The organism is Paenibacillus canaveralius (genome assembly GCF_047238265.1).
In the GTDB taxonomy this organism is placed as follows: domain Bacteria; phylum Bacillota; class Bacilli; order Paenibacillales; family NBRC-103111; genus Paenibacillus_F.
Genome location: NZ_JBDFMM010000001.1, coordinates 1,429,189 through 1,448,356, shown reverse-complemented (window position 1 = coordinate 1,448,356; position 19,168 = coordinate 1,429,189). Strand labels below are relative to the sequence as shown.

Annotated in this window: 17 protein-coding genes; all 17 read right to left on the bottom strand. The window is 42.0% G+C overall.

All coding sequences use genetic code 11. The features are described 5' to 3' along the window. Positions 1-26: 26 nt before the first annotated feature. Complete coding sequence (locus ABC395_RS06655; protein WP_413001708.1) at positions 27-368, bottom strand: hypothetical protein; 342 nt, start codon at positions 366-368, stop codon at positions 27-29. Positions 369-394: 26 nt separating this feature from the next. Continuing rightward, positions 395-757, bottom strand: a complete 363-nt coding sequence (locus ABC395_RS06650; RefSeq protein ID WP_413001706.1) for a hypothetical protein — start codon at positions 755-757, stop codon at positions 395-397. Between the two features lie 445 nt (positions 758-1,202). Further along, positions 1,203-1,553, bottom strand: coding sequence for an Imm8 family immunity protein (locus ABC395_RS06645; protein ID WP_413006694.1), 351 nt, complete (start codon positions 1,551-1,553; stop codon positions 1,203-1,205). Positions 1,554-1,607: 54 nt separating this feature from the next. Continuing rightward, on the bottom strand, positions 1,608-7,340 hold the full coding sequence (locus tag ABC395_RS06640; RefSeq protein WP_413001705.1) for a polymorphic toxin-type HINT domain-containing protein: 5,733 nt from the start codon (positions 7,338-7,340) through the stop codon (positions 1,608-1,610). 65 nt (positions 7,341-7,405) lie between these two features. Beyond that, complete coding sequence (locus ABC395_RS06635; protein WP_413001703.1) at positions 7,406-8,161, bottom strand: GBS Bsp-like repeat-containing protein; 756 nt, start codon at positions 8,159-8,161, stop codon at positions 7,406-7,408. Between the two features lie 426 nt (positions 8,162-8,587). Further along, a complete protein-coding gene (locus tag ABC395_RS06630) occupies positions 8,588-9,583 on the bottom strand; it encodes a LamG domain-containing protein (protein WP_413001701.1) in 996 nt (331 codons plus the stop codon). Positions 9,584-9,620: 37 nt separating this feature from the next. Next, positions 9,621-10,859, bottom strand: coding sequence for a LamG-like jellyroll fold domain-containing protein (locus tag ABC395_RS06625; protein WP_413001699.1), 1,239 nt, complete (start codon positions 10,857-10,859; stop codon positions 9,621-9,623). 591 nt (positions 10,860-11,450) lie between these two features. Continuing rightward, positions 11,451-13,763 carry a M4 family metallopeptidase gene (locus tag ABC395_RS06620; protein WP_413001697.1) on the bottom strand — a complete coding sequence of 771 codons (2,313 nt, stop codon included), beginning with the start codon at positions 13,761-13,763 and terminating at the stop codon, positions 11,451-11,453. Positions 13,764-14,133: 370 nt separating this feature from the next. Beyond that, entirely contained in the window at positions 14,134-14,400 is a 267-nt protein-coding gene (locus tag ABC395_RS06615; protein WP_413001695.1) for a hypothetical protein, read from the bottom strand. 59 nt (positions 14,401-14,459) lie between these two features. Beyond that, on the bottom strand, positions 14,460-14,564 hold the full coding sequence (locus ABC395_RS06610) for a hypothetical protein (RefSeq protein WP_413001693.1): 105 nt from the start codon (positions 14,562-14,564) through the stop codon (positions 14,460-14,462). 291 nt (positions 14,565-14,855) lie between these two features. Beyond that, on the bottom strand, positions 14,856-15,527 hold the full coding sequence (locus tag ABC395_RS06605) for a P-loop NTPase family protein (RefSeq protein ID WP_413001691.1): 672 nt from the start codon (positions 15,525-15,527) through the stop codon (positions 14,856-14,858). A gap of 30 nt (positions 15,528-15,557) precedes the next feature. Next, entirely contained in the window at positions 15,558-16,097 is a 540-nt protein-coding gene (locus ABC395_RS06600; protein ID WP_413001689.1) for a hypothetical protein, read from the bottom strand. A gap of 82 nt (positions 16,098-16,179) precedes the next feature. Further along, on the bottom strand, positions 16,180-16,470 hold the full coding sequence (locus ABC395_RS06595; protein ID WP_413001687.1) for an immunity 53 family protein: 291 nt from the start codon (positions 16,468-16,470) through the stop codon (positions 16,180-16,182). Positions 16,471-16,562: 92 nt separating this feature from the next. Continuing rightward, positions 16,563-16,871: a hypothetical protein gene (locus ABC395_RS06590; protein WP_413001686.1), complete on the bottom strand. Its 309-nt coding sequence runs from the start codon at positions 16,869-16,871 to the stop codon at positions 16,563-16,565. Between the two features lie 174 nt (positions 16,872-17,045). Then, entirely contained in the window at positions 17,046-17,306 is a 261-nt protein-coding gene (locus tag ABC395_RS06585; protein WP_413001684.1) for a hypothetical protein, read from the bottom strand. 145 nt (positions 17,307-17,451) lie between these two features. Next, a complete protein-coding gene (locus ABC395_RS06580) occupies positions 17,452-17,679 on the bottom strand; it encodes a DUF6199 family natural product biosynthesis protein (protein ID WP_413001683.1) in 228 nt (75 codons plus the stop codon). Between the two features lie 151 nt (positions 17,680-17,830). Then, complete coding sequence (locus ABC395_RS06575) at positions 17,831-19,069, bottom strand: YbfB/YjiJ family MFS transporter (RefSeq protein ID WP_413001682.1); 1,239 nt, start codon at positions 19,067-19,069, stop codon at positions 17,831-17,833. Between the last annotated feature and the right edge of the window lie 99 nt (positions 19,070-19,168).

Genomic DNA, 19,168 nt, shown 5'->3' with positions numbered 1-19,168 from the left:
AGATCCCCCATTTTTCCTTACGTCACTTAACTCAAATCAATCGTAGTCCAACCGCCCGAGACAATTTCGCTTTTCCATCGAGATAACTCGGTTTGCAGATCCTTTTTGTCTGCGGAAATAGTAAACTCTATTCTAGTAAAGGGTTTTGTAAAAAACTCAATATAAGGAGGGTTAGCCGTAAAATCTCTTTGTCCGATGCGGGTATCCGTTTTTCGGATTTCGGCTGCCATCTCTTCCGTCAAATTCTCGGTTCTCTTCCGGTATTGGATCCAGTTTTCATGACATTGTTTAAAATCTATTCTATTGCTTTTATCATTTTCGTCTTTGTAGACAAGTCCATCAACTGATAGGTTTTCAATGATTTTCATGCGCTGCCTCCTATAGACTTTTATAATCATTCTGTTTGTTTATCCGCTACGGCCAAGATACTAATAACAATAGCAAATACCAGAAAGATCATGCTCATAACCAACGGTTCCGTTATTTCAAACTTATTTTCACCATAAAGAAGAAGAGCATCCACGATAAAAACAGTTAAAGTAAATAAAAAGAAAACAAGGAAACGCCCCGGCTTTGATGGCATTGGTTCCGAGCGAACGTACTTTACGATGCCCCAAATCATATACGCACCGAAAATGTAAAGTATATGATCAAACAGAAGGTTCTCATTAACCAATCTTCGATAGATGAGAATAAAAATAATTAAGACAGCAAGAACACCCGCATATTTTAAAAAGGTCAAAAATCTAATTTGCATAATCAATTCTCCATACGATGTTTGATTGTCCTTTTTTCCATCCCAATGAAATCCCAAATCACACCTTCCATTCTATTAACATTGGAACCTGAGTTAAATCTCTGCACAAAATTTCAAATACAAGTTCTTCTTTATTTAATTCTTTGGTTGTTAAAGGCTTGTTTACGAGCATTTTCAGATCAAAAATAGGACCACGCCCTTTTTTAATATTCAATAAAATAAGCTTGTATATTTACCTATTGTCTACTTTATTACTAACATATCCAATGATCTTCGCAAAATGAAGTGCTTTTTCTGTAATATAATTCAATATTTCTTACCGTTAAAGAGCCACGTGTCTACAAAGCAAAAAGCAGCATCTGATGGGCCAAGGTAGCGGTTCATGTTCGAAAGTAAGTAGGGTAGAAAAGAAAGACCATGAAAGATATCTTCATGGTCTTAAAAATCACTTTTTCTTATTTAGTCTTTCCATAGCTTCTTCAAGTGTTTCGTATTGGATATTGTCATATTCCCAATCTAGATGACGATTGATAGCTTTTGCAACCTCATCCCAAGTTGGACGAATGCAGTCTTTCAAAATTGTTTTAATTTCCTTTTCTACTAAACTCAAGTTGAAATCTTTTACAATAAAAATTGCCCTTCCATCCATAATTTTATCTTCATTTAGAATAGAGAGCATCCTTTTCGGGGTCATTATTCTAAAATAGAAATAATCGACTCCGTCTACATCGCTAGGACCAATATCTGCAATGGCAGGAACAACAAAGTCATCATCAGATTGCGGTTCACTGCTTATTAAAATCCTTTTCAGTCTGGGGTATAACCAAATCCAATTCCTCCTTAAATTGTTCTACTCAACTTCAACATGAAAATTAGTCTGGACCTTTCCATTTTTGTCCAAAGTCTCGAAATTTGCCTCATAAGATCCTTTTGATTTTTGTCCCGTCCTTACTCTTTTCAAACCATCTTTGCTAACGTACCACATTCCCCCATCAATTTTTTGGATTTTTGCTCCTTTACCAACAAAATCAATGGCTGAATCGTATATCAAATCGGCTGAAACTTTTGCTCCTTGTAAACCATCAATCTTTTTTGAGTTTCTAGCCATATCTGCTAATTCAGAAGCTGAGCCACAGAACTTATTGATGTTGTGAACCCAAATACCTAAGTCACTCACAAAATAAGTATGAAAGTCTGCAACAGTAAAATTGTACACCTTAACCATTTCATCATGCTTAACAATCTTGACGTTGTCAATTGTCAAAGTACTTCCGTTGCTCTGCTGCAGTTTATCCTTCACCTGCAGGTCTGCCGCTAGCACCCAACCTTTACCTTCAACCCAGAACGGATGATTGTCTGTCGTTTCAATAACTTGATTTCCTACAGTCAGTTCATAAATGATTTCTTTTTTATTTCGATATAAATGCGTGACTTCCTTGTAATCTATCTTGCCAGTCTCTTCATCCTTCGAGAGAACCTTATCTCCGACTTCAATGTCTTCGATATTTTTCTCCCCTTCGTCTGTAAGCACTTTGGTTCCAGCACTAAAGCAATTACACATAAACTTTAAGTTTCGTGCCATTCCTCTAGTAGCAAAAGATGCTATAACCTCAACAGTAATGTTTCTTTTGTAAGCATCCCAGATTCCTAATAACTCCTCGCCGGCCCATACGGCATTATCAAGATTATTCAATTCTTTGTATGGACTTTGCATAGATGCTACATCAAATAAATATTTAAATTGGTTATTATTTTGATCCCTTATTATATCTCTGTATATTGTTCCTAAACTACTTCTTAACGCCCAATACCTTGCGCCGCCATTGTCACTCCTAGCTTCAACAATGAGGCTTTGCATTCTTTCATTGGACATATTGAAGTCAAAATTAAAAATTTTAAAATGCCCACTCGGATCTCTATACTTTAGCGGATTATTCTCTACATACGTATACAAATTCAAACTCAGCGGATTATCGAGCTGTCCTTCATACGTATCCTCGTTAATAAACCGTCCCATGCTCGGATCGTACCAGCGGGCGCGGAGGTACTGTAGTTCCACACTTTCATCCCAGTACTCCCCGCTATACAAGAATGGATTGTCTACCCCTTTGAGTACTGTTGTTGGATTGCCCCATAAGTCATAAGCGTACTGATTGATTACATTACCATTTGCATCCCTCAGCTCCACAACATCTCCATGTCCGTTATGGACATAGTACGCTTTACTGCCATTTGCATCAACACGTGCTACCAATTGATTACCACGCAGATAACTGGCTTTATGAGCGGCCACCCCATTTGTGACTGTACCTTCGGCAATCATCTGATCGCCGTCATAATAGTAACGGGTCGTGATTCCGTTCTCTGTCCGTTCTATAAGCAGGTTATCCCCATTGTACTTGTAATTTACATGACTTGATTCATCCAGCTGTACGGCATTCAGCCTGTTCCGATTGTCATACGTGTAGCTGGTATCTACGGGATTTATAGGCTTGTCGCTTTGCAAGGTAAGTCTATTGCCCCGATTATCATAGCTGTAATTTTCGTTGTAGTCCGACGAAGTAGCAATCCGGTTTAAAGCATCATACGAAAAGGATTGGGTAGCTCCATTCTCCACTTTACTTGTTTGGTTAGCATGAAGGTCATAGCCATAAGAGAAGGACTGAACCGCTGCTCCTGATTTAGCTTGAGTTAGCGCAGTCAGGTTTACACCTTCATAGGTAAATGCAGCATGGACTCCGTTCTTCGCTTGAGTTGCAGCCAGCAATCCATTCTTCTTGTATTGATAAGTAACATCCCACTCGGCCGGTTCCGTACCGACTGCGGTTATCTGGTTCTGTGCATCATATTCATAATTTGTGACGACACCGAACGGGTCTGTCATCTTCGTGCGTTTTCCTTGCTGGTCATATGCATATTGCAGTGTTCGTTGATCCGGATATTTGACCTGCGTCAACCAACCTGTTGAAGGTTCGTAGGTATACCCCGTTGTACCGATTCCATCCTGCATAGACAAGCGGCGGCCTGCAGCATCATAACTGAAGGATATTTTTTCATCCGTTGTCTCACTTGCCGTGAGCAAATTGACTGCATTGTACGTGAAGGTATGAATATTTCCCTTTCTATCGATACTTTTCGTTAAATTGCTGTTTGTATCATAGAAGTAAGTTTCAATCTGACCCAGTGGATCTGTTTCTTGAATAACTCTTCCCATCTGATCGTAGCTCTTCAACTTTTTATTATGATCGGGATACTCAATTTGGATCAAATTGCTCGCTTTACTATACGTGTAGCGTGTCGTATTGGCTTCCGCATCCGTTACAGATGCCAGCCTGCCCATAGCATCATAACTGTACTGTGTGGTTTGTACATCCCCTGAATTACTTCCTGCCCCATCACTCTTTGTGAGTACTTTGCCTGCAGCGTCATAAGTAAACTTGACAGAACCGATCAAAGCTCCGGTGGCACTAGAAATATCCCGTTGAGTGGCCCGTCCAAGCAAATCATAGTTCTCTTCGGTTCTATTGTTCTCGCCATCTTTGCTTATCACCTTACGGTTAATATCGTCATAAGAGACGGTCGCTTTAGCCTGTTCCACTCCAGGATATGTGGTCGCAATAAGCCGATCCCATTTGTCATACTCATAAGACGTACGGTTACCAGCCCCATCCTGGCTCCAAGTCTGACGGCCATACACATCGTAGCCAAACTCTTGTGAGGCTTTTCCGCTAATGCCGGACTTGATTTTCCATCCGAGCGGATTCCATTTCGTAATCTGTGTGACTCCTGTTGGATCTACGGTGGTGACTTCATTTGCTGCATCGTTATAGGTATACGTATATGTACTTGAATCAGGCTGGATAACCTTGGTGGCTCGGCCTAATAGATCATATTCGTACTTAGTCATAAGGCCTTTGCCGTCTGTAAACTTCGTCATAGCACCAGTTGACGGGTTATACTCAAACCGCTGAGTCACCGTCATGTTTTGTTTGGCTGCATCCGTAACTTGTACGGATTGTTCAGTCGGAAACGCAGAGTGGTATTGAGTGCCGTACCCATTGTTCACAACAATATCCTGCGCGTCGTCTTTAATGGTAATGCTTATCGGATTCCCGTGAGCATCATACGTATAACTTGATTGGGCTTTCAGGGCTCCTGCCGAATTATTCTCCTTCACCCGTACTTCCTTAATTCCATTCGTCCCAGGGTAACGCTCCAGTTCCATGTAGCTGTTTAGCCCATTAGTAGCCGGTGCTGTTACACTGCTGAGCAAATGAGTGGTTGCATCATACTGATACGTGCTCACCGTGTTGGCAGGATCAGTCTCTGTTAACACATTGCCGTATTCATCATACGTACGCTGGCTCACTTGTTCCGTCGAGCTGGAAGAACCCTGCACCGTCTTCGTGGTGGTTTTCGTTGGGGACGGCCAACGGTTTGTCCGGTTATATTCCATTTCCGCCGTGGTTTGGATCACCCCATCGTCTTGCTTGATCCGGGTGTTGTAAAAGACTTCCGGTGTATTATCGTCGATATATACTTTGTCGTAATTGTAGGTCGTTTGAGTTCTACCATTGTTGATGGTAGTGGCGAAGGATGTATTCGCCTTTTGAACCGATCCCCCATCACCTTGATAGGTGTAATCGATATGATTAGATTTGCTTACACTGGCATCGGTGTATGTGATAACATCTTCGCGCGATTTTACGCGGTAAATCGTTTCCGTAGCAGTGGTGCCTAAACTGCGGTTATAGGAATCATAACTAAAATCAGTCCGCGCGTTTGTCGGATGGAACACCTGTTTCAACAGAGCTACGTAATTATCTTTTTTCTTGTGACCGACAAGATCAAACGGGGCCGAAGCTACCTCGTACACATATTGCGTCTTACGGCCAGCAGGATCAGTTACTTGAGAAAGCAGCTCTTTATTTCCTTGCGGATCTTTTGTTTTAGCATATTTTACTATGCGATCTCCTTGACTAAGAGTTACTTCCGAACTTGTATATTGAATTGTAATTTCATTTTGTAACGCGTCTTTAATTTTGGTTAAAACTGTTCCATAAAGTGAAACGTAAGAATATTCGAATTGAATGTTGTTTTGATATGAATCTGATATTTGCAGCAGCCTGCCGTCTGAACTGAAGTACTGCTTTTGACCATTCACATTAGTAAGAACATAGGAGGAAGTTGTACCGTTTACGGTGACTGTACCATCATAGGTTAACTTCAGATCTTTCCAAGGGTAGCCTTTTAGTTGGAGTCCGTCTAACTCATACGTCGAACCTCCGAATAAAGTAATGTATTTTTTGCTATCACTCTTAGTCTCAATATAGGGAATATCCCAACTCCACCCCTTACCGATCGGGAATCTTTTCTCTTGACTCATCTCGCTGACTTTATTGCCGTAGGCTCTTTTAAAATCTGCACAATTCCCATAACCATCAATATAATAGCAAACCGGCTTCCTACTATTCGGATATTCTTCTACCTTTCCTGTAGTGTAAGCTTTAGCCATAAGAGGGGTACCGCTAAGATATAGATCCTCTTTTATCATGAATAGCGAAGCCTCCGGGTTCGCTGGATCAAATTTGTACGTACGTTCAAGTTCTTCACGGAATTCATTATTAAAATCTTCTATAGGTGTTCGGTTCAGAGGATATTCCCAGTAGGTATATTGGCCGTTAAATTGTACAAAGGAATGGTACAACCATGAAAAATAGTACGGCTCAAAGTAAAAATCAGACGCATTTCCATATTTATCTATAGGTTCACCAGAATATTTATAAAAGAGTTTTGAAGTCAGTTTTGGATAATATATCACCTCAAAAACGTTATCATGGATAACTTCTTTATTGTAATAGATTGCATCCGAACTATTGTAGTTACGGTTGAGAGCAAAAGACATCCCATTGCGACCCGGCAACGACATATCTGTCGATTGCAGTTGTAGAGTGCCATTAATAGTAGATACGTTATCGTTAATCGATCCCGCATAAGGAGCACGGTCAGCATTCATGTTCAAACGCTTTACAGCTAATTCATCATAACTCTGAGGAAATTTGTCCGAAGAAAGAGCCCGGGAACTCCGCAAACCGTATGTAGAATCTATTACAGTCGGCACATCAGGAGGATTTAGCAATGACGGATGTACAAATGTTGTCTTTCCACTATCCTCGACAAACTCTCCATACGTTTGAGAGGTCACGGTTGGAACCTGGTTTGTCTTGTCATCTTCCTTCTCTTTGAAGCGCTCAACCGAATAATCCATCTGTTCCAGTTTTTCTTCAACTTTCGGATTGAGTTGCTTGAGAATCTCTCCCAAAGATCGGCCAGCATCTTGTTGCTGCAAAGCTGTATGAACTTCAAGAAGGGTGTATCCCTTTGTTAATTCAGCTAGAATTTGTGTCTCTGGTATGTCATACGCTTTACTTAGGGATTCCACCGTAAGTAAATCCTGATTAGAGTTAGAGTTTATAGTGAAAGTAGGTAGTTGCTCCGTTTTCGTAGCATTTATAACATTTAAGGGAGCCAATATTTGAATAAGCAGACAACCCAATACCAAATAATTCACTTTCTTTTTCATTTAAAAACTTCACCATTCCTTATAATAGTTAAATTGCAAACATTTCGAGAAGAGCTCTAAGAAGTTTACTTATATTCCTTCCAAGTAAACTGTTTTCGTATCAAATTACCATTGGCATCATAGATATATTTGATATAGGACACCATTCCAGTTACCTCTGTTACTCCCCCGCCAACGAATTTCTGCTCATCTTTATCGTTGTACTTATAAATATGAGTAATATATTTCCCCGCCTCACTATTGTGCTTCACAAACGGTATTACAACTTTCCATTTCCCTTCCCCCATAGGTATACCTTTATGCCAAATTATGTCGTCTTGATCGTCTGATTCTGTCCATGTAGGAAACGTAACTTTCGACGCAAACACATTGGATACATATATTTCGTAGTATCCTTTTGAGATATCTAGAGTTGTTGGATATTCAATAACGGGTTCAGGATCTTCAGCTATAGTTACTACCTTTTCAACTAATATTTTTTCTTTTCCTGTAGAGTCTGTTAAGTATATATGGGTTACATAGCTCCCGGTTTCATTATTGTGATCGGATAGCGGGATTTTAACTCTCCAATTGTTACCTTCCATCTTCTCGCCTTCATACCATATTAAATCATCATGTCCATCTTCAAGCGTCCAAGTTGGAAACCGCACTCTCGTTGCATTAGAATTCAATACTTTAATTTCATAACTTCCATTGAACAAATAAGCGCTGCTTGGTGCTTCAACGATATTTTTTGCTTGAGCAGAAGTATTACTAGGCATAACCATCAATAAAAGAATAGCCCCGCAGATCGTACTCAATATTTTAAATATTTTGGTCACTTGTCCCTCTCCTCATCCTAATACCATTTTTTTAATAAGCTTTGAATTTTAAGCCGTTATCGTTTTAGCGTTTGTTAAGTTTGAAAGTTTGTCCGTATGATCTTCAATCACTCAGATCTTTAAAGTTGAATCTTAGAACCTCCAATTCAGAATTAATTTTTACGTTTTTTTCCAATAAAAATCACTACTTTCGCTTTATTATCAGATACTAGGTTATTATAGACGATTAGTTCCTTAAAATATTTAGATATTTGTGTCGTAATTTGTCACTTAATGACATAATCAATAAAGATAATTTAATAATTCAATAAAGTTCATCTTAGTTAGGTTCCCATATAAAAGGCACTCCAAAAGGAATGCCTCTTAACTTCACTCGTTTAAGTACTACTCTCCTAGTTCAACTGGAACTAACATCACTTGTTCCGCTCACTCCGCAAGTCTCCAATTTCCAACCAATCCTGATTCATCATTCATTAGAGCCCTGTACATATTGCTTTGAATCTCTGAACTTGTTATGGCTCGATTCCATACGTGTACATCCGCTAACTTACCTTTGAATTTATAGTTAGCTTTATCCACTCCAAAGCCTGATACGTATGCAGTAGGGGTAACTGTCACACTAGCTGTCGTAACATTCTGCACCTGCGAAATACTTTGTTTCACTCCGTTGATATACAATTCACTATTGGTTGCATCAGGCACACCATTATAAAAGACTGCGGCTACATGCACCCACTTGTTCTTTAATTCTGCTGACGGTATTCCATATATGTCTGCATTTCCCGTATTAAAACCAAAGTAACCGTTATTGAACCATAAATCATAACTTCCGTTCCAGCCGAATGGCATTACATTTTCAGTTCCGTCCCAATTCATCCAAAACTCTACGGTGTTCTTCGCTCCGCTTGCTGTATTCACCGCAACATTGGTATATTCCAATTGTTTTGTTCCGTCAAAGCTTGATGCTTTTAAGGTTGGGTCAGACACTCTCCAATTCCCAACTAATCCCGGTTCATTTACATTTAACGTTCTATACATATTGCTTTGGATCTGCGAACCCGTTAAGGCCCGATTCCATACATGTACGTCCGCTATTTTTCCTTTGAACTTATAGTTTTTATCCACTCCATAACCTGACACGTATAACGTCGGAGTCGCTGTCACACTGGAAGAAGTTATACTTTGGACCTGCGAAATGTTCTGTTTCACTCCGTTGATATACAGCTCACTATTGGTTGCATCCGGCACACCATTATAAAAAACTGCGGCTACATGTACCCACTTGTTTTTTAATCCTGCCGAAGAGATTCCGTATAGATCTGCATTTCCGGTATTAAATCCAAAATGACCGTTATCAAACCATAAATCATAACCGCCGTTCCAACTGAATGGCATTACATTTTCAGTTCCATCCCAGTTCATCCAGAATTCTACGGTATTCTTCGCTCCATCTGCTGTGTTAACAGCAACGTTTGTATATTCGAGACTGCCTTGTTCCATCGAAGCTTAAAGATGTTAAAGCCGGATCTGTCAGCTTCCAATTTCCGACTAATCCCGGTTCATTTCCATTTGGTACTCCATACATATTTTTCTGAATCTCCGAACCTGTTAGAGCCCGGTTCCACATGTGTACATCGGCTATTCTGCCAGTGAATTTATATTTACTCTTATCCGCTCCGGAACCTGACACGTAAACCGTCGGGGTCGCCGTCACGTTAGAAGCCGTTATACCTTGTACCTGTGAAATATTTTGTTTCACTCCATTTATGTACAATTCGGAGTTTGCCGCATTCGGCACACCATTATAAAAAATTGCGGCTACATGTACCCACTTGTTTTTTAATTGTGCTGACGGTATCCCGTATATATCTGCGTTTCCGGTATTAAAACCAAAGTATCCATTATCAAACCACAAATTATAACCGCCATTCCAGCCAAACGGCATCACATTTTCAGTTCCGTCCCAGTTCATCCAGAATTCTATGGTATTCTTGCCTCCGCTATCTGTATTGACCGAAACATCCGTAAATTCCAATTGTTTTGTCCCATCAAAAGATAGTGACTCCCCTTTAAACTCTGAATTCGGTATCTCTGCCGAATCTTTTTGAACCTGGAACCATCCAGTCGATTTATTGCTCCATTGTTCTCCGTCTGTTACCCTTACTTCAACCCGATACTTTTGCCCGGCTTCCAAGTCTTTATCGAGCTTCCAAAATCCGCTGCTTGTTCTTCCGTAGTAATCAGCAACTGGTTTTGAAGAATGAAGAGAATATACTTTTACATGGAAGGCATCAAAAACATTTTTATCGTCTGTCTGCGTCCAAGTGATTGTTGGTCTCGTTGAATATACCAGAGCCGGCGCTGCTTCTTCCCCATTGGGGTTATTTAAAGTTATTTGAGGAGATTCCGAATTGGCCAAAGGAGTAAACGTCTTCTTCAATAGATTTCCGGATAAATCATATTGATAATTAACCGTTCTCCCTGACGGCAATATATTAGACTCTAACCTCCCGCTTTTATCATATACATATCCATAATCAGTTGATGTCCCAGCCGTTTCTGCGCTAACTTGTCCTCCAATAAACATAGTGAATAACAAAAAACAAATCCAAACCCTTGAAGACCGTTGCAAAACTCTTTTTAAATCATCAATATCGAATCTTAATCTTGATTTGTTTCTACTGCATACGTAAGCCATATAATGACTCCTTTTCTGTTTTTATGACCAATAAAATTCAATATAACCCATGAATGTTCTTTTACTCATTAGCATTAAATATCGAAATAAGTCGAAATTAATAAAAATTTAATAAATATTATAAATAATAACTTATCTAGCAGATTAGAAACTGGAATTCCATTGTTACATGTTTATACACATACAAAACAGAAAAACTTAGACCTCATCCAGGTCCAATATGTACCCTAATTTATAAAGTCTTCTTTGCAAAACAAAGAGGCGGTGTCGCGCTCCCGCCTTGACTAGTCTGACAGCTACTGCTGAATTATTAAGATGGGATTTTAGCTAGTTCGTTGTCTGTAGCGTTTATACAATAAAAATCTAAATAACGGGACCAGAAAGGAGCACACAAAAAAGGCGACCACTTCCCCGGTTATATTCCGAGAAGAGGCCGCCTCTTAACAAATTGTATTTTTTTATGGTGCGTGAAGAATCTAGACCAAGCTAAATTCCTTTTAACCTCAACGAACAATTTTCTTAAGCCCGACTACGCGATGCGCGTTATTCAAACTTAGGAAGATAACGTATCCTAGTTCACAGAAAACCGTCTTAACTAACTACCGCCCACAGAGCCGGAACGAGAGCAGGTTCCCAGCCTGGCATAGCCGTGTGAGCCTGGAGAGCTCTGTAAGTTTTTCCTTGATAGGTGACGAGATCGTTCACCTGGTAGTTGGTGTACGCGGCCCAGGCTGCAGCGCCGGAGCCTGTATCCGTCGTAACGGTCACCGCGTTGCTGGCCGGCGATACGTTGCCTGCGGCATCTCTCGCTTTGACGGTGAAGGTGTAGGACGTTCCGCCCTGCAGACCGCTGACAGTCGCGCTCGTGCCTGTTACTTGCGCGGCAAGCGTCGAGCCGTTGTACACATCATAGCCGGCTACGCCCGTGTTGTCTGTGGATGCGCTCCACGACAAGGTTACGCTGCTGGCCGTTTTGCCTCCCGCTACCAGGTTGCCCGGAGCCGTAGGCGGCTGCGTGTCCGTCGGGTCGGTCGACGAGCTGGTCGTTACCGACACCGCGCTGCTCGCAGGAGATACGTTGCCGGCCGCGTCCTTCGCTTTCACCGTGAAGGTGTAAGCCGTAGCCGGGGTCAGACCGCTGACAGTCGCGCTTGTGCCGGTGACGGATGCTGCCAGTACGGAGCCTCTGTACACGTCATAGCCGGTCACGCCCACATTATCCGTCGAAGCGCTCCAGGACAAGGTTACGCTGTTCGAAGTCTTGCCTGTGGAAACCAGATTCCCCGGTGCCGAAGGCGCTTGGGTATCTTGAGCAGGCGGCAGACTTCCGATACCGACCGCGGCATAGGCCGCTTTTACCGAATAAACTTGTGACGAGCTGGCACCGAAAAGATCGGTGGCCGAGCTAATGGCCGCTTCACGCATGGCCGCAAAATTGGATGTGCTCGTCAAGTAGTAAGTAAGCGCTTTATACACAATCTTGGCTGCGTCGCTGCGGCCGATACCGGGAACGCTGACGCCGCGGTGCGTGCCGCCCTGGGCCAGCAGGTAGAACGCTTTGTTGGGAATACCGCTGTTTGTATGCACGCCGCCGTTATCTTCAGACCCCCGGTAAATGTTGCTGTAATGGTCCGGCTGGTTGAACGCGGTCGGATTTTCCATCGAACGCAGCGCATCGCCCGGCGTGTATGGCGTATAGATATCATCCCCGATCAGCCAGTTCTTTCCTTGAATGGTGTTGCCGAAAACGTCCGAAATCGACTCGTTAAGCGCTCCGGACTCTCCTTGATAAATAAGCCCGGCCGTTTTCTCGGTAATCCCGTGGGTCAGCTCGTGGCCGATGACGTCGAGATCGCCGGAGAAAGCACGGAATTGTGAACCGTCGCCGTCACCGTATGCGATTTGTGTTCCGTTCCAGAAGGCGTTGTTATAACGGCTGCCGTAGTGTACCGTCGACCGGATGGCCATGCCTCTGCCGTCCAGGCTGTCGCGGTTGAAATTATTTTTAAAATAATCATAAACGATTCCCGCATAAGCATGCGCATCGACAGCCGCCGGATCCGTCCAGACGTTGTCCGTATCCCTCATCAGCGTGCCCGGAAGCGATTGGCTATTACCGGCCGTATAAGTAACGATACCTCCGCCGCGCGTCGTATCCTGCATCACGTATTGGGTGCCGCTTTGTGTCGTTGTAAACGTTTTCGTATCCCCGAGCACGCCTACGCCCGTACCCGTCGCATGATCCAGCATGGCGTACTGGTTAACGATTTTGCCCGTTGCCGCATCAATAAAATACGTTTCGCGCTGCGGAGAAGGCTCGAGCACGTTTACTTCCGTGACGTACACCAGCACATTCTGCCCTTTGACCGGGTAGAAGTTCAGCTCCGCCTGCTGCTCCCGCTGCTGGGCGCCCAGCTTGCCGATCCGCTTCTCCATATCCCGGTTCGCGATCTCGATCGCTTTCGCCGCACTGATCTTCGGCTTGACAGCGGTGAGAGACTGCTGCGCGTTATCGGCAACCGTACTGCCCAGGTAGGCCGAAACATTGCCCTGCTTGTCAAAATGCAGCGTCTGATCCGTGCCGAACACCGGGATTCCCTGGATGTACTGCTTCAAGCGCACGTGCTGGGTTCCTGTCTCGGCGTCCGTCTCCTGCTCCGTAATCCGGATGCTCTGCTCCGCATCTCCCGTCAGATTCAAAATCCCTTTCTTGGCGTTCAGGTAGCCCCACACCTTCGCTTCCAGCGACGCTCCCTGCGGCGCAACCCACTTCTCCCCGATAAAACGCGGAGCGGCCAAATCAGACAGAGAACCTGACGCGGAATTACCGGAGGCTGCACCTACCGGAATTGCGGATAATGCCATCATCGTGCTCAATACGATTACAGTTAATTTCTTTTTCACTAATTATTCATCTCCCATCATTTTTTTACTTGCAAGGTTCTTCAACCCTTGATATGATAACGCTTACAAAACACCCCCTTTCAAAATCTCTCACTAGCTTTAAGCTCTATGTTAGTTAAACCGGATGCACACATGAAATAGCGCAAAAAAACAGCCTCTTCAAATCGTTAGTTAATCTCGGCTGTAATTTCATTGGTAAATATGTAATTATTATGTTATTTTCACAATTTCATCATACTATCGGTTTTGCGAGTTGTCAATTGACCGCAGGTTAATTTTTGTGAAAAAAATTTTGAAGTGAAGGGGAATATTTTGAAAAGAGAGCCGCTCTTCGAGGCTGTAGAACCTGTCGGTTCTAGTGAATCTGCGGTTAGTTGGCCTGCAAACATGCATCCATGATCTTTTTCGCGACTTCGAGTGTATGATCGCTTTGTGTATAGTAACCCTCAAATGTTTTGCAAAATACCTCGTTTATTTTATCTTTTAATGCAAGGAGGTTCAGGTCCGTTTTCTGTTCGTTAATAAATTCTTTAATAGTTTTGATTTCTAACGAGTATTCATCATCCAGTAAGGGTTCAATCTCAATGGGGTTCGATTCATTAATGATCTCTCGGATTTTGTAAAAGTTTGCGGACAATACTTTTCCTCCTTGGAAGTTGGGAGATTGGGGGGAGTATTTTTTTCGATGAGTGACGTCTATTTGTTGTACATATCAAGCCTGCCTCTATCGAGATGCGGTAAAGAAGATTCGCTCATCGCACCAAATTCCAAAAAATTATTCCGGGCTTGTGTAAGAGTCATGTGATTCGGTGAACTATATGAAGTGTGATCTGTAGTCCCGTCATCACATCTCTCTGAGGCTCGTCAAAATGGAGGATTTCCGACCGTAGTGTTTCCGGCAGTTTATGGAATTCGGGATCTTTCTGGTCTATTCTCCACCAGTTTATTAAGATGTTCATTCTTGCATCCTTAGACAAAACCTTAAGGGTCGATTTTACCAATATGTTTATGGCTTCATCCCGGTTCATATGTTGGCACCCGCTTAACTATGTAAGATCGTTTAAATCTTTTTGCGCTAGATCGATTAGTTGTTCAATTAAGTTTCTCCTCTTCAAGATAAATATCAACACAATAATCGGCGAGTTGATTTAATGCCTCTCTCTTAGCGGTAGGGATTATGATGATAGCCCCCTGATCTTTTGATATTCTAACACTTGCTGCAATACGACTTCTCAAAGAATGAATCCACGCTGTATTCAACCAGGGAAAACAAAAGATGGTTTTGCCATGCGCGAGTCCAATGGCTATGGACGCGTTCCACCTTTCGTTGCTGATATGTTCTAATTTTCGATCTAAACGGGAGGACGACAATTCAAACCATTCCACCAGCTCGTTCAGGGTGAACGCGTTGTTTTGTTTTAAACCCTCTTCAATTTGCTGCCGAACTGTCCTGCCTCCAAATAGGTTTCTTGAACTAACACCTTCACCAACATAACACCCATATCCAGCTAGTACGGACGAGTCTGCCGCAAGAACGTTATTCAGGAATAAGGTCCCGCCCTGTTCTTTTTCCCTTCCCGTTAAATAATAGGATAGCACCCAGCCTCCCGAACCGCATTCGCCGATAATTCCATATACATGCCCGCTTCTAAATTCATAGGAAAATTTTTCACAACAATCCCGCATCTGTCCATAATTCGCCAACCTAGGATCGCCCAAAACCGTTAAATCTTTTACTCGAACCGTGTCTATGGGTTGTACCATTTGGTTTAGAGCCTGCCTCCTTGTGGTTTTTCATTTTTTAATTTTAGAAAGTAAAGCAAGTAGACTCTCTGTACTTTGACTCTTTAAAAAGAGCTTATTAATTTCTAAAAGTTCTTCAATAAAATCATTCGCTCTTTGAATAACTATACTTTTGAACTCCTCCTTGGGTATTGAAATATCCTTCCATTCGGGATAAGACGCATTAGAGAATGGCTCTAAAATAATAAACTCACTAGGAGAGGAATTTGAGTTCATTATACTTACAGATATGTAGTCTCCTTTAGGGATAAATTCAATCCAAGTATCAAATGTTTCAATATCTTTAAGCGCTATATACTTAGAAGTATCCAAGTACAAACATACCTTCATTAAATTGTGGAACCAAATGGATAGAAGATCGAAACCTTCTTCACCCTGTCCCAGATCTCTATTATGATAATATCCGTATTCATTGTTGTTTAATACTAATTGGAAAAATCCTTCTATCTCTCCTTCCTTATCAATTTGTTCTAAGCTCAAACCTCCCCAATAGTCAACATCAGTAATCATACGATAGTTAATCTCAAACATATAAAACCTCTTTCTCCACCACAAGTTTAAAAGATTTAATCTAAATAATCCTCCAATATCGTTGTAAATTCACTTTAAAAATTTAATCCTTACTTGCCCAGCGATAAAAAATCTTTAAAATCTCCTCAAGATTTCCTGGACCTCCAGCGCCCGCAAAACTACCTTCTTCTATTTTACAGTGAACCCAATCGTCATCCGTTCGTTCAATCTGCACCATTTCTACCTGTTTGCTCTCCAATTCTGTCTCACTTAGATTTATGGAAACATACCATCCGGGATTATCCAGGGTAGTTATTCGAATACCACTTGTATGTTCCCAATCTCCATTACAGTGTGATGTATACCACTCTTGTAACCATCTCAAAATCTCCATCTGTCTACACTCCTATATTTACTCCATATCCCAAGGTACTGCTTCTGTCTCCCCGTTTTTCGCGTCCCCCTACCTCTTCCATCAAGAAATTTTCACAACAAATCTTTATTTAATTCCTTCAGCCATTCTGATAACTGAATAACATTGGCTTCTAATTCACTGTAGGTAAAACATTCTTTTCTTAGGACCGGTTCATCCCAGTTTAAATCCCGCACAATAAAAATCAAAAAACTTTGAGTTCCCAAATACCAACCTACATCTAATGCATAGTTATTCGGATATATCACAAAAAACATATCTTCCTGTAGATCGTCATTATCGCTATCCAATAGAGTATTGCCATCGATCTTATACTCGTTATATTCAACTGATCCAGGGTAAAAATTTATGTTTTCAAACATGAATTCACCTCATACTGCTTTGAAAATGGGTTCGCATAATTTTTTTTGCTTCCCGATCCAATTTGCACCCGAAGCAGTAAAAAAATCCTTATAAAGCATCATCCGATTGCGTTTCACTACTTATTAAAATCCTTTTTTAGCTGAGGTATGACCAAATTAAGTTTCTACCTTAGCCTATTTAAATTTAACACTTGCATCCATTATTTTCTTTGCAATATTTATTGATTCATTACTCTTTGTAAAAAAACGTTCGAATTCATTTATGAATATCTCGTTTATCTTGTCTTTTAAAGCTGGAATTTTTAGCTCATTTTGTTGTTCGTTTATAAACTTACTAATTAACTTAATTTCAAACGAGTATTCGTCATCGACTAAGGGTTCAATCTCAATTGGATTCCACTCATTAATTATTTCTTGAATATAGTGTTCGTCCACAACTTTTCCTCCATTCCTCCATAAGAGCTGTATGCATTCTGTAACTTGCAGCCTAGCTTGTTCTTGGTATAACAGGAACTGATGTTCAGTTTGTTGCAATCACGATAATAGCTCTTTCTTCAGGAAAACATAAAGTTTCCTCCTCTCAAAATCCCAATTGATTAGAAAAAAGCATATAAAGTATATAAGCACAAAATACTATGGATATAACGCCGGATATTCTAAGATTAATCAGGTATAGGTTAAGTGGTTTTTCTTCTCTTTTGGTACTGCCTTTGGTGTATTTAAAAGAAAATGCGGGATTAATAATAGTGATAATGCCCCAAATTATTACCGGAAGAACGAATAGTGCAAATAATAGTTTGTCACCCATCTCAACCTCCTAATCGGCAATATTGGTGGCAATATTTTAATAACGCAATACTGCCCCCTTGGAATACCCTTCCTATAATCCAAATATAAAACATTGTCCAACCCGATTCCATCTTAATCGTAAGGTGACAACTATTCCTCCCTAATTATTTTTAGCCGCTGATAGGCAGATCACGGTTCTCCAGCTTCCGCTGCTGTTTTCCATACAAACAGGCCGACGCAGCGGCAATCGCCATAAAAATCGCGCTGGATGCCACGCCGAATTGCAGGCCGTATCGTTCGACTACCACGCCCCCAACAATGGGACCGATAATTTGTCCGGAAGCAAAAAAGGCAGTGGCTATGCTAAGACATGCCGCATAAGCGTGGTGAGGGACGTGACGACGAAGAAGCGCGGTTGTCATCAGCGGCGGAGTAATAAAGGAAACCAGCCCAATCACGGTAGCTCCGAGTACGGTAAATACCATATGATTGGTGGTTACCCCGCATACACCGATCGTCCCCAAAGCTAACCCAAGCGCAAGCGTATACCCGCTCGGCCATCGGTCAATGGCTTTGCCTCCGATCCATCCGTTAAACAGACCCGCAAACCCGATCCCGGACCATATCAACCCGGCATAGAGAGAGGGAACACCTTTGCTCACCAGGTAGGGGATCAAATATGTAAAATAGATGATGTATCCCCAGCCGAAGAAAAAATAAGAAGCGATTAGGAACAAGAGTTTCTTCGGATTCAGCAGGAGCCGATATACATGTTCGCTTTCTTTGTCCCGTGGCTTCGATTCGGTCTGCAAGGGTATTTCTTCGGCTCTCCTTTTTCTGGTGACGTACTCAAAGCCGAACGCCGCGATTACCCCGAATACACCCATGAACCCCCAAGCATACCGCCACCCTTGCAAGTGTGAAGGGTCTATGGTGAAGGGTGCGAATAAACCGGTCACTAGTATGCCGGCAGATCCGCCCAGCCATATCAGACCCGATGCCACTCCTCGTTCCGCCGGTCGAACGGCATCCATTGCGATGGACAGGACTAACACTGTAGCCAGCGCCGACAACAAACCAATTGCGAACCGCCAAAACCCAAGCTGTATGAAATGTTCACTAAATGCCGAGCCGATCATAGTCAAGCCGAGCAATAAGCACGTCATCCGGTTCATGACATGTTTGCGGTCCGGAAACCGTGAGATCAGGGGAGAAAGACACAAGGTCCCGGCCAAATAACCGATAAAATTAACGGTGCCGAGCATACCCAACTGTCCGTAGCTCCCCCCGATCACCCTCTGTATCCCGGGCAAAAACATGCCGTAGGAAAGCCGGGAAAAACCGAGTATGACGACAAACAAAAGCGATGCCCATAAAGTAATCCAATTCCATGCGGATTTTGTACCCATAAGCCCATCTTCCCCCAAAATAATAAGTTGACCCTATTGTAAAATCCCGGTAATGTTTTGTAAAATTGAATAATATGAATAAATAATTCGACTAACTCA

Excerpts from the sequence above, each read along its gene's own strand:
- ABC395_RS06580 (WP_413001683.1), bottom strand. The coding sequence starts at position 17,679 with ATGGGTGACAAACTATTATTTGCACTATTCGTTCTTCCGGTAATAATT.
- ABC395_RS06625 (WP_413001699.1), bottom strand. The coding sequence starts at position 10,859 with ATGGCTTACGTATGCAGTAGAAACAAATCAAGATTAAGATTCGATATT.
- ABC395_RS06650 (WP_413001706.1), bottom strand. The coding sequence starts at position 757 with ATGCAAATTAGATTTTTGACCTTTTTAAAATATGCGGGTGTTCTTGCT.
- ABC395_RS06600 (WP_413001689.1), bottom strand. The coding sequence starts at position 16,097 with ATGTTTGAGATTAACTATCGTATGATTACTGATGTTGACTATTGGGGA.
- ABC395_RS06595 (WP_413001687.1), bottom strand. The coding sequence starts at position 16,470 with ATGGAGATTTTGAGATGGTTACAAGAGTGGTATACATCACACTGTAAT.
- ABC395_RS06630 (WP_413001701.1), bottom strand. The coding sequence starts at position 9,583 with ATGAACTGGGATGGAACTGAAAATGTAATGCCATTCAGTTGGAACGGC.
- ABC395_RS06610 (WP_413001693.1), bottom strand. The coding sequence starts at position 14,564 with ATGACTCTTACACAAGCCCGGAATAATTTTTTGGAATTTGGTGCGATG.
- ABC395_RS06590 (WP_413001686.1), bottom strand. The coding sequence starts at position 16,871 with ATGTTTGAAAACATAAATTTTTACCCTGGATCAGTTGAATATAACGAG.
- ABC395_RS06640 (WP_413001705.1), bottom strand. The coding sequence starts at position 7,340 with ATGAAAAAGAAAGTGAATTATTTGGTATTGGGTTGTCTGCTTATTCAA.
- ABC395_RS06655 (WP_413001708.1), bottom strand. The coding sequence starts at position 368 with ATGAAAATCATTGAAAACCTATCAGTTGATGGACTTGTCTACAAAGAC.
- ABC395_RS06605 (WP_413001691.1), bottom strand. The coding sequence starts at position 15,527 with ATGGTACAACCCATAGACACGGTTCGAGTAAAAGATTTAACGGTTTTG.
- ABC395_RS06575 (WP_413001682.1), bottom strand. The coding sequence starts at position 19,069 with ATGGGTACAAAATCCGCATGGAATTGGATTACTTTATGGGCATCGCTT.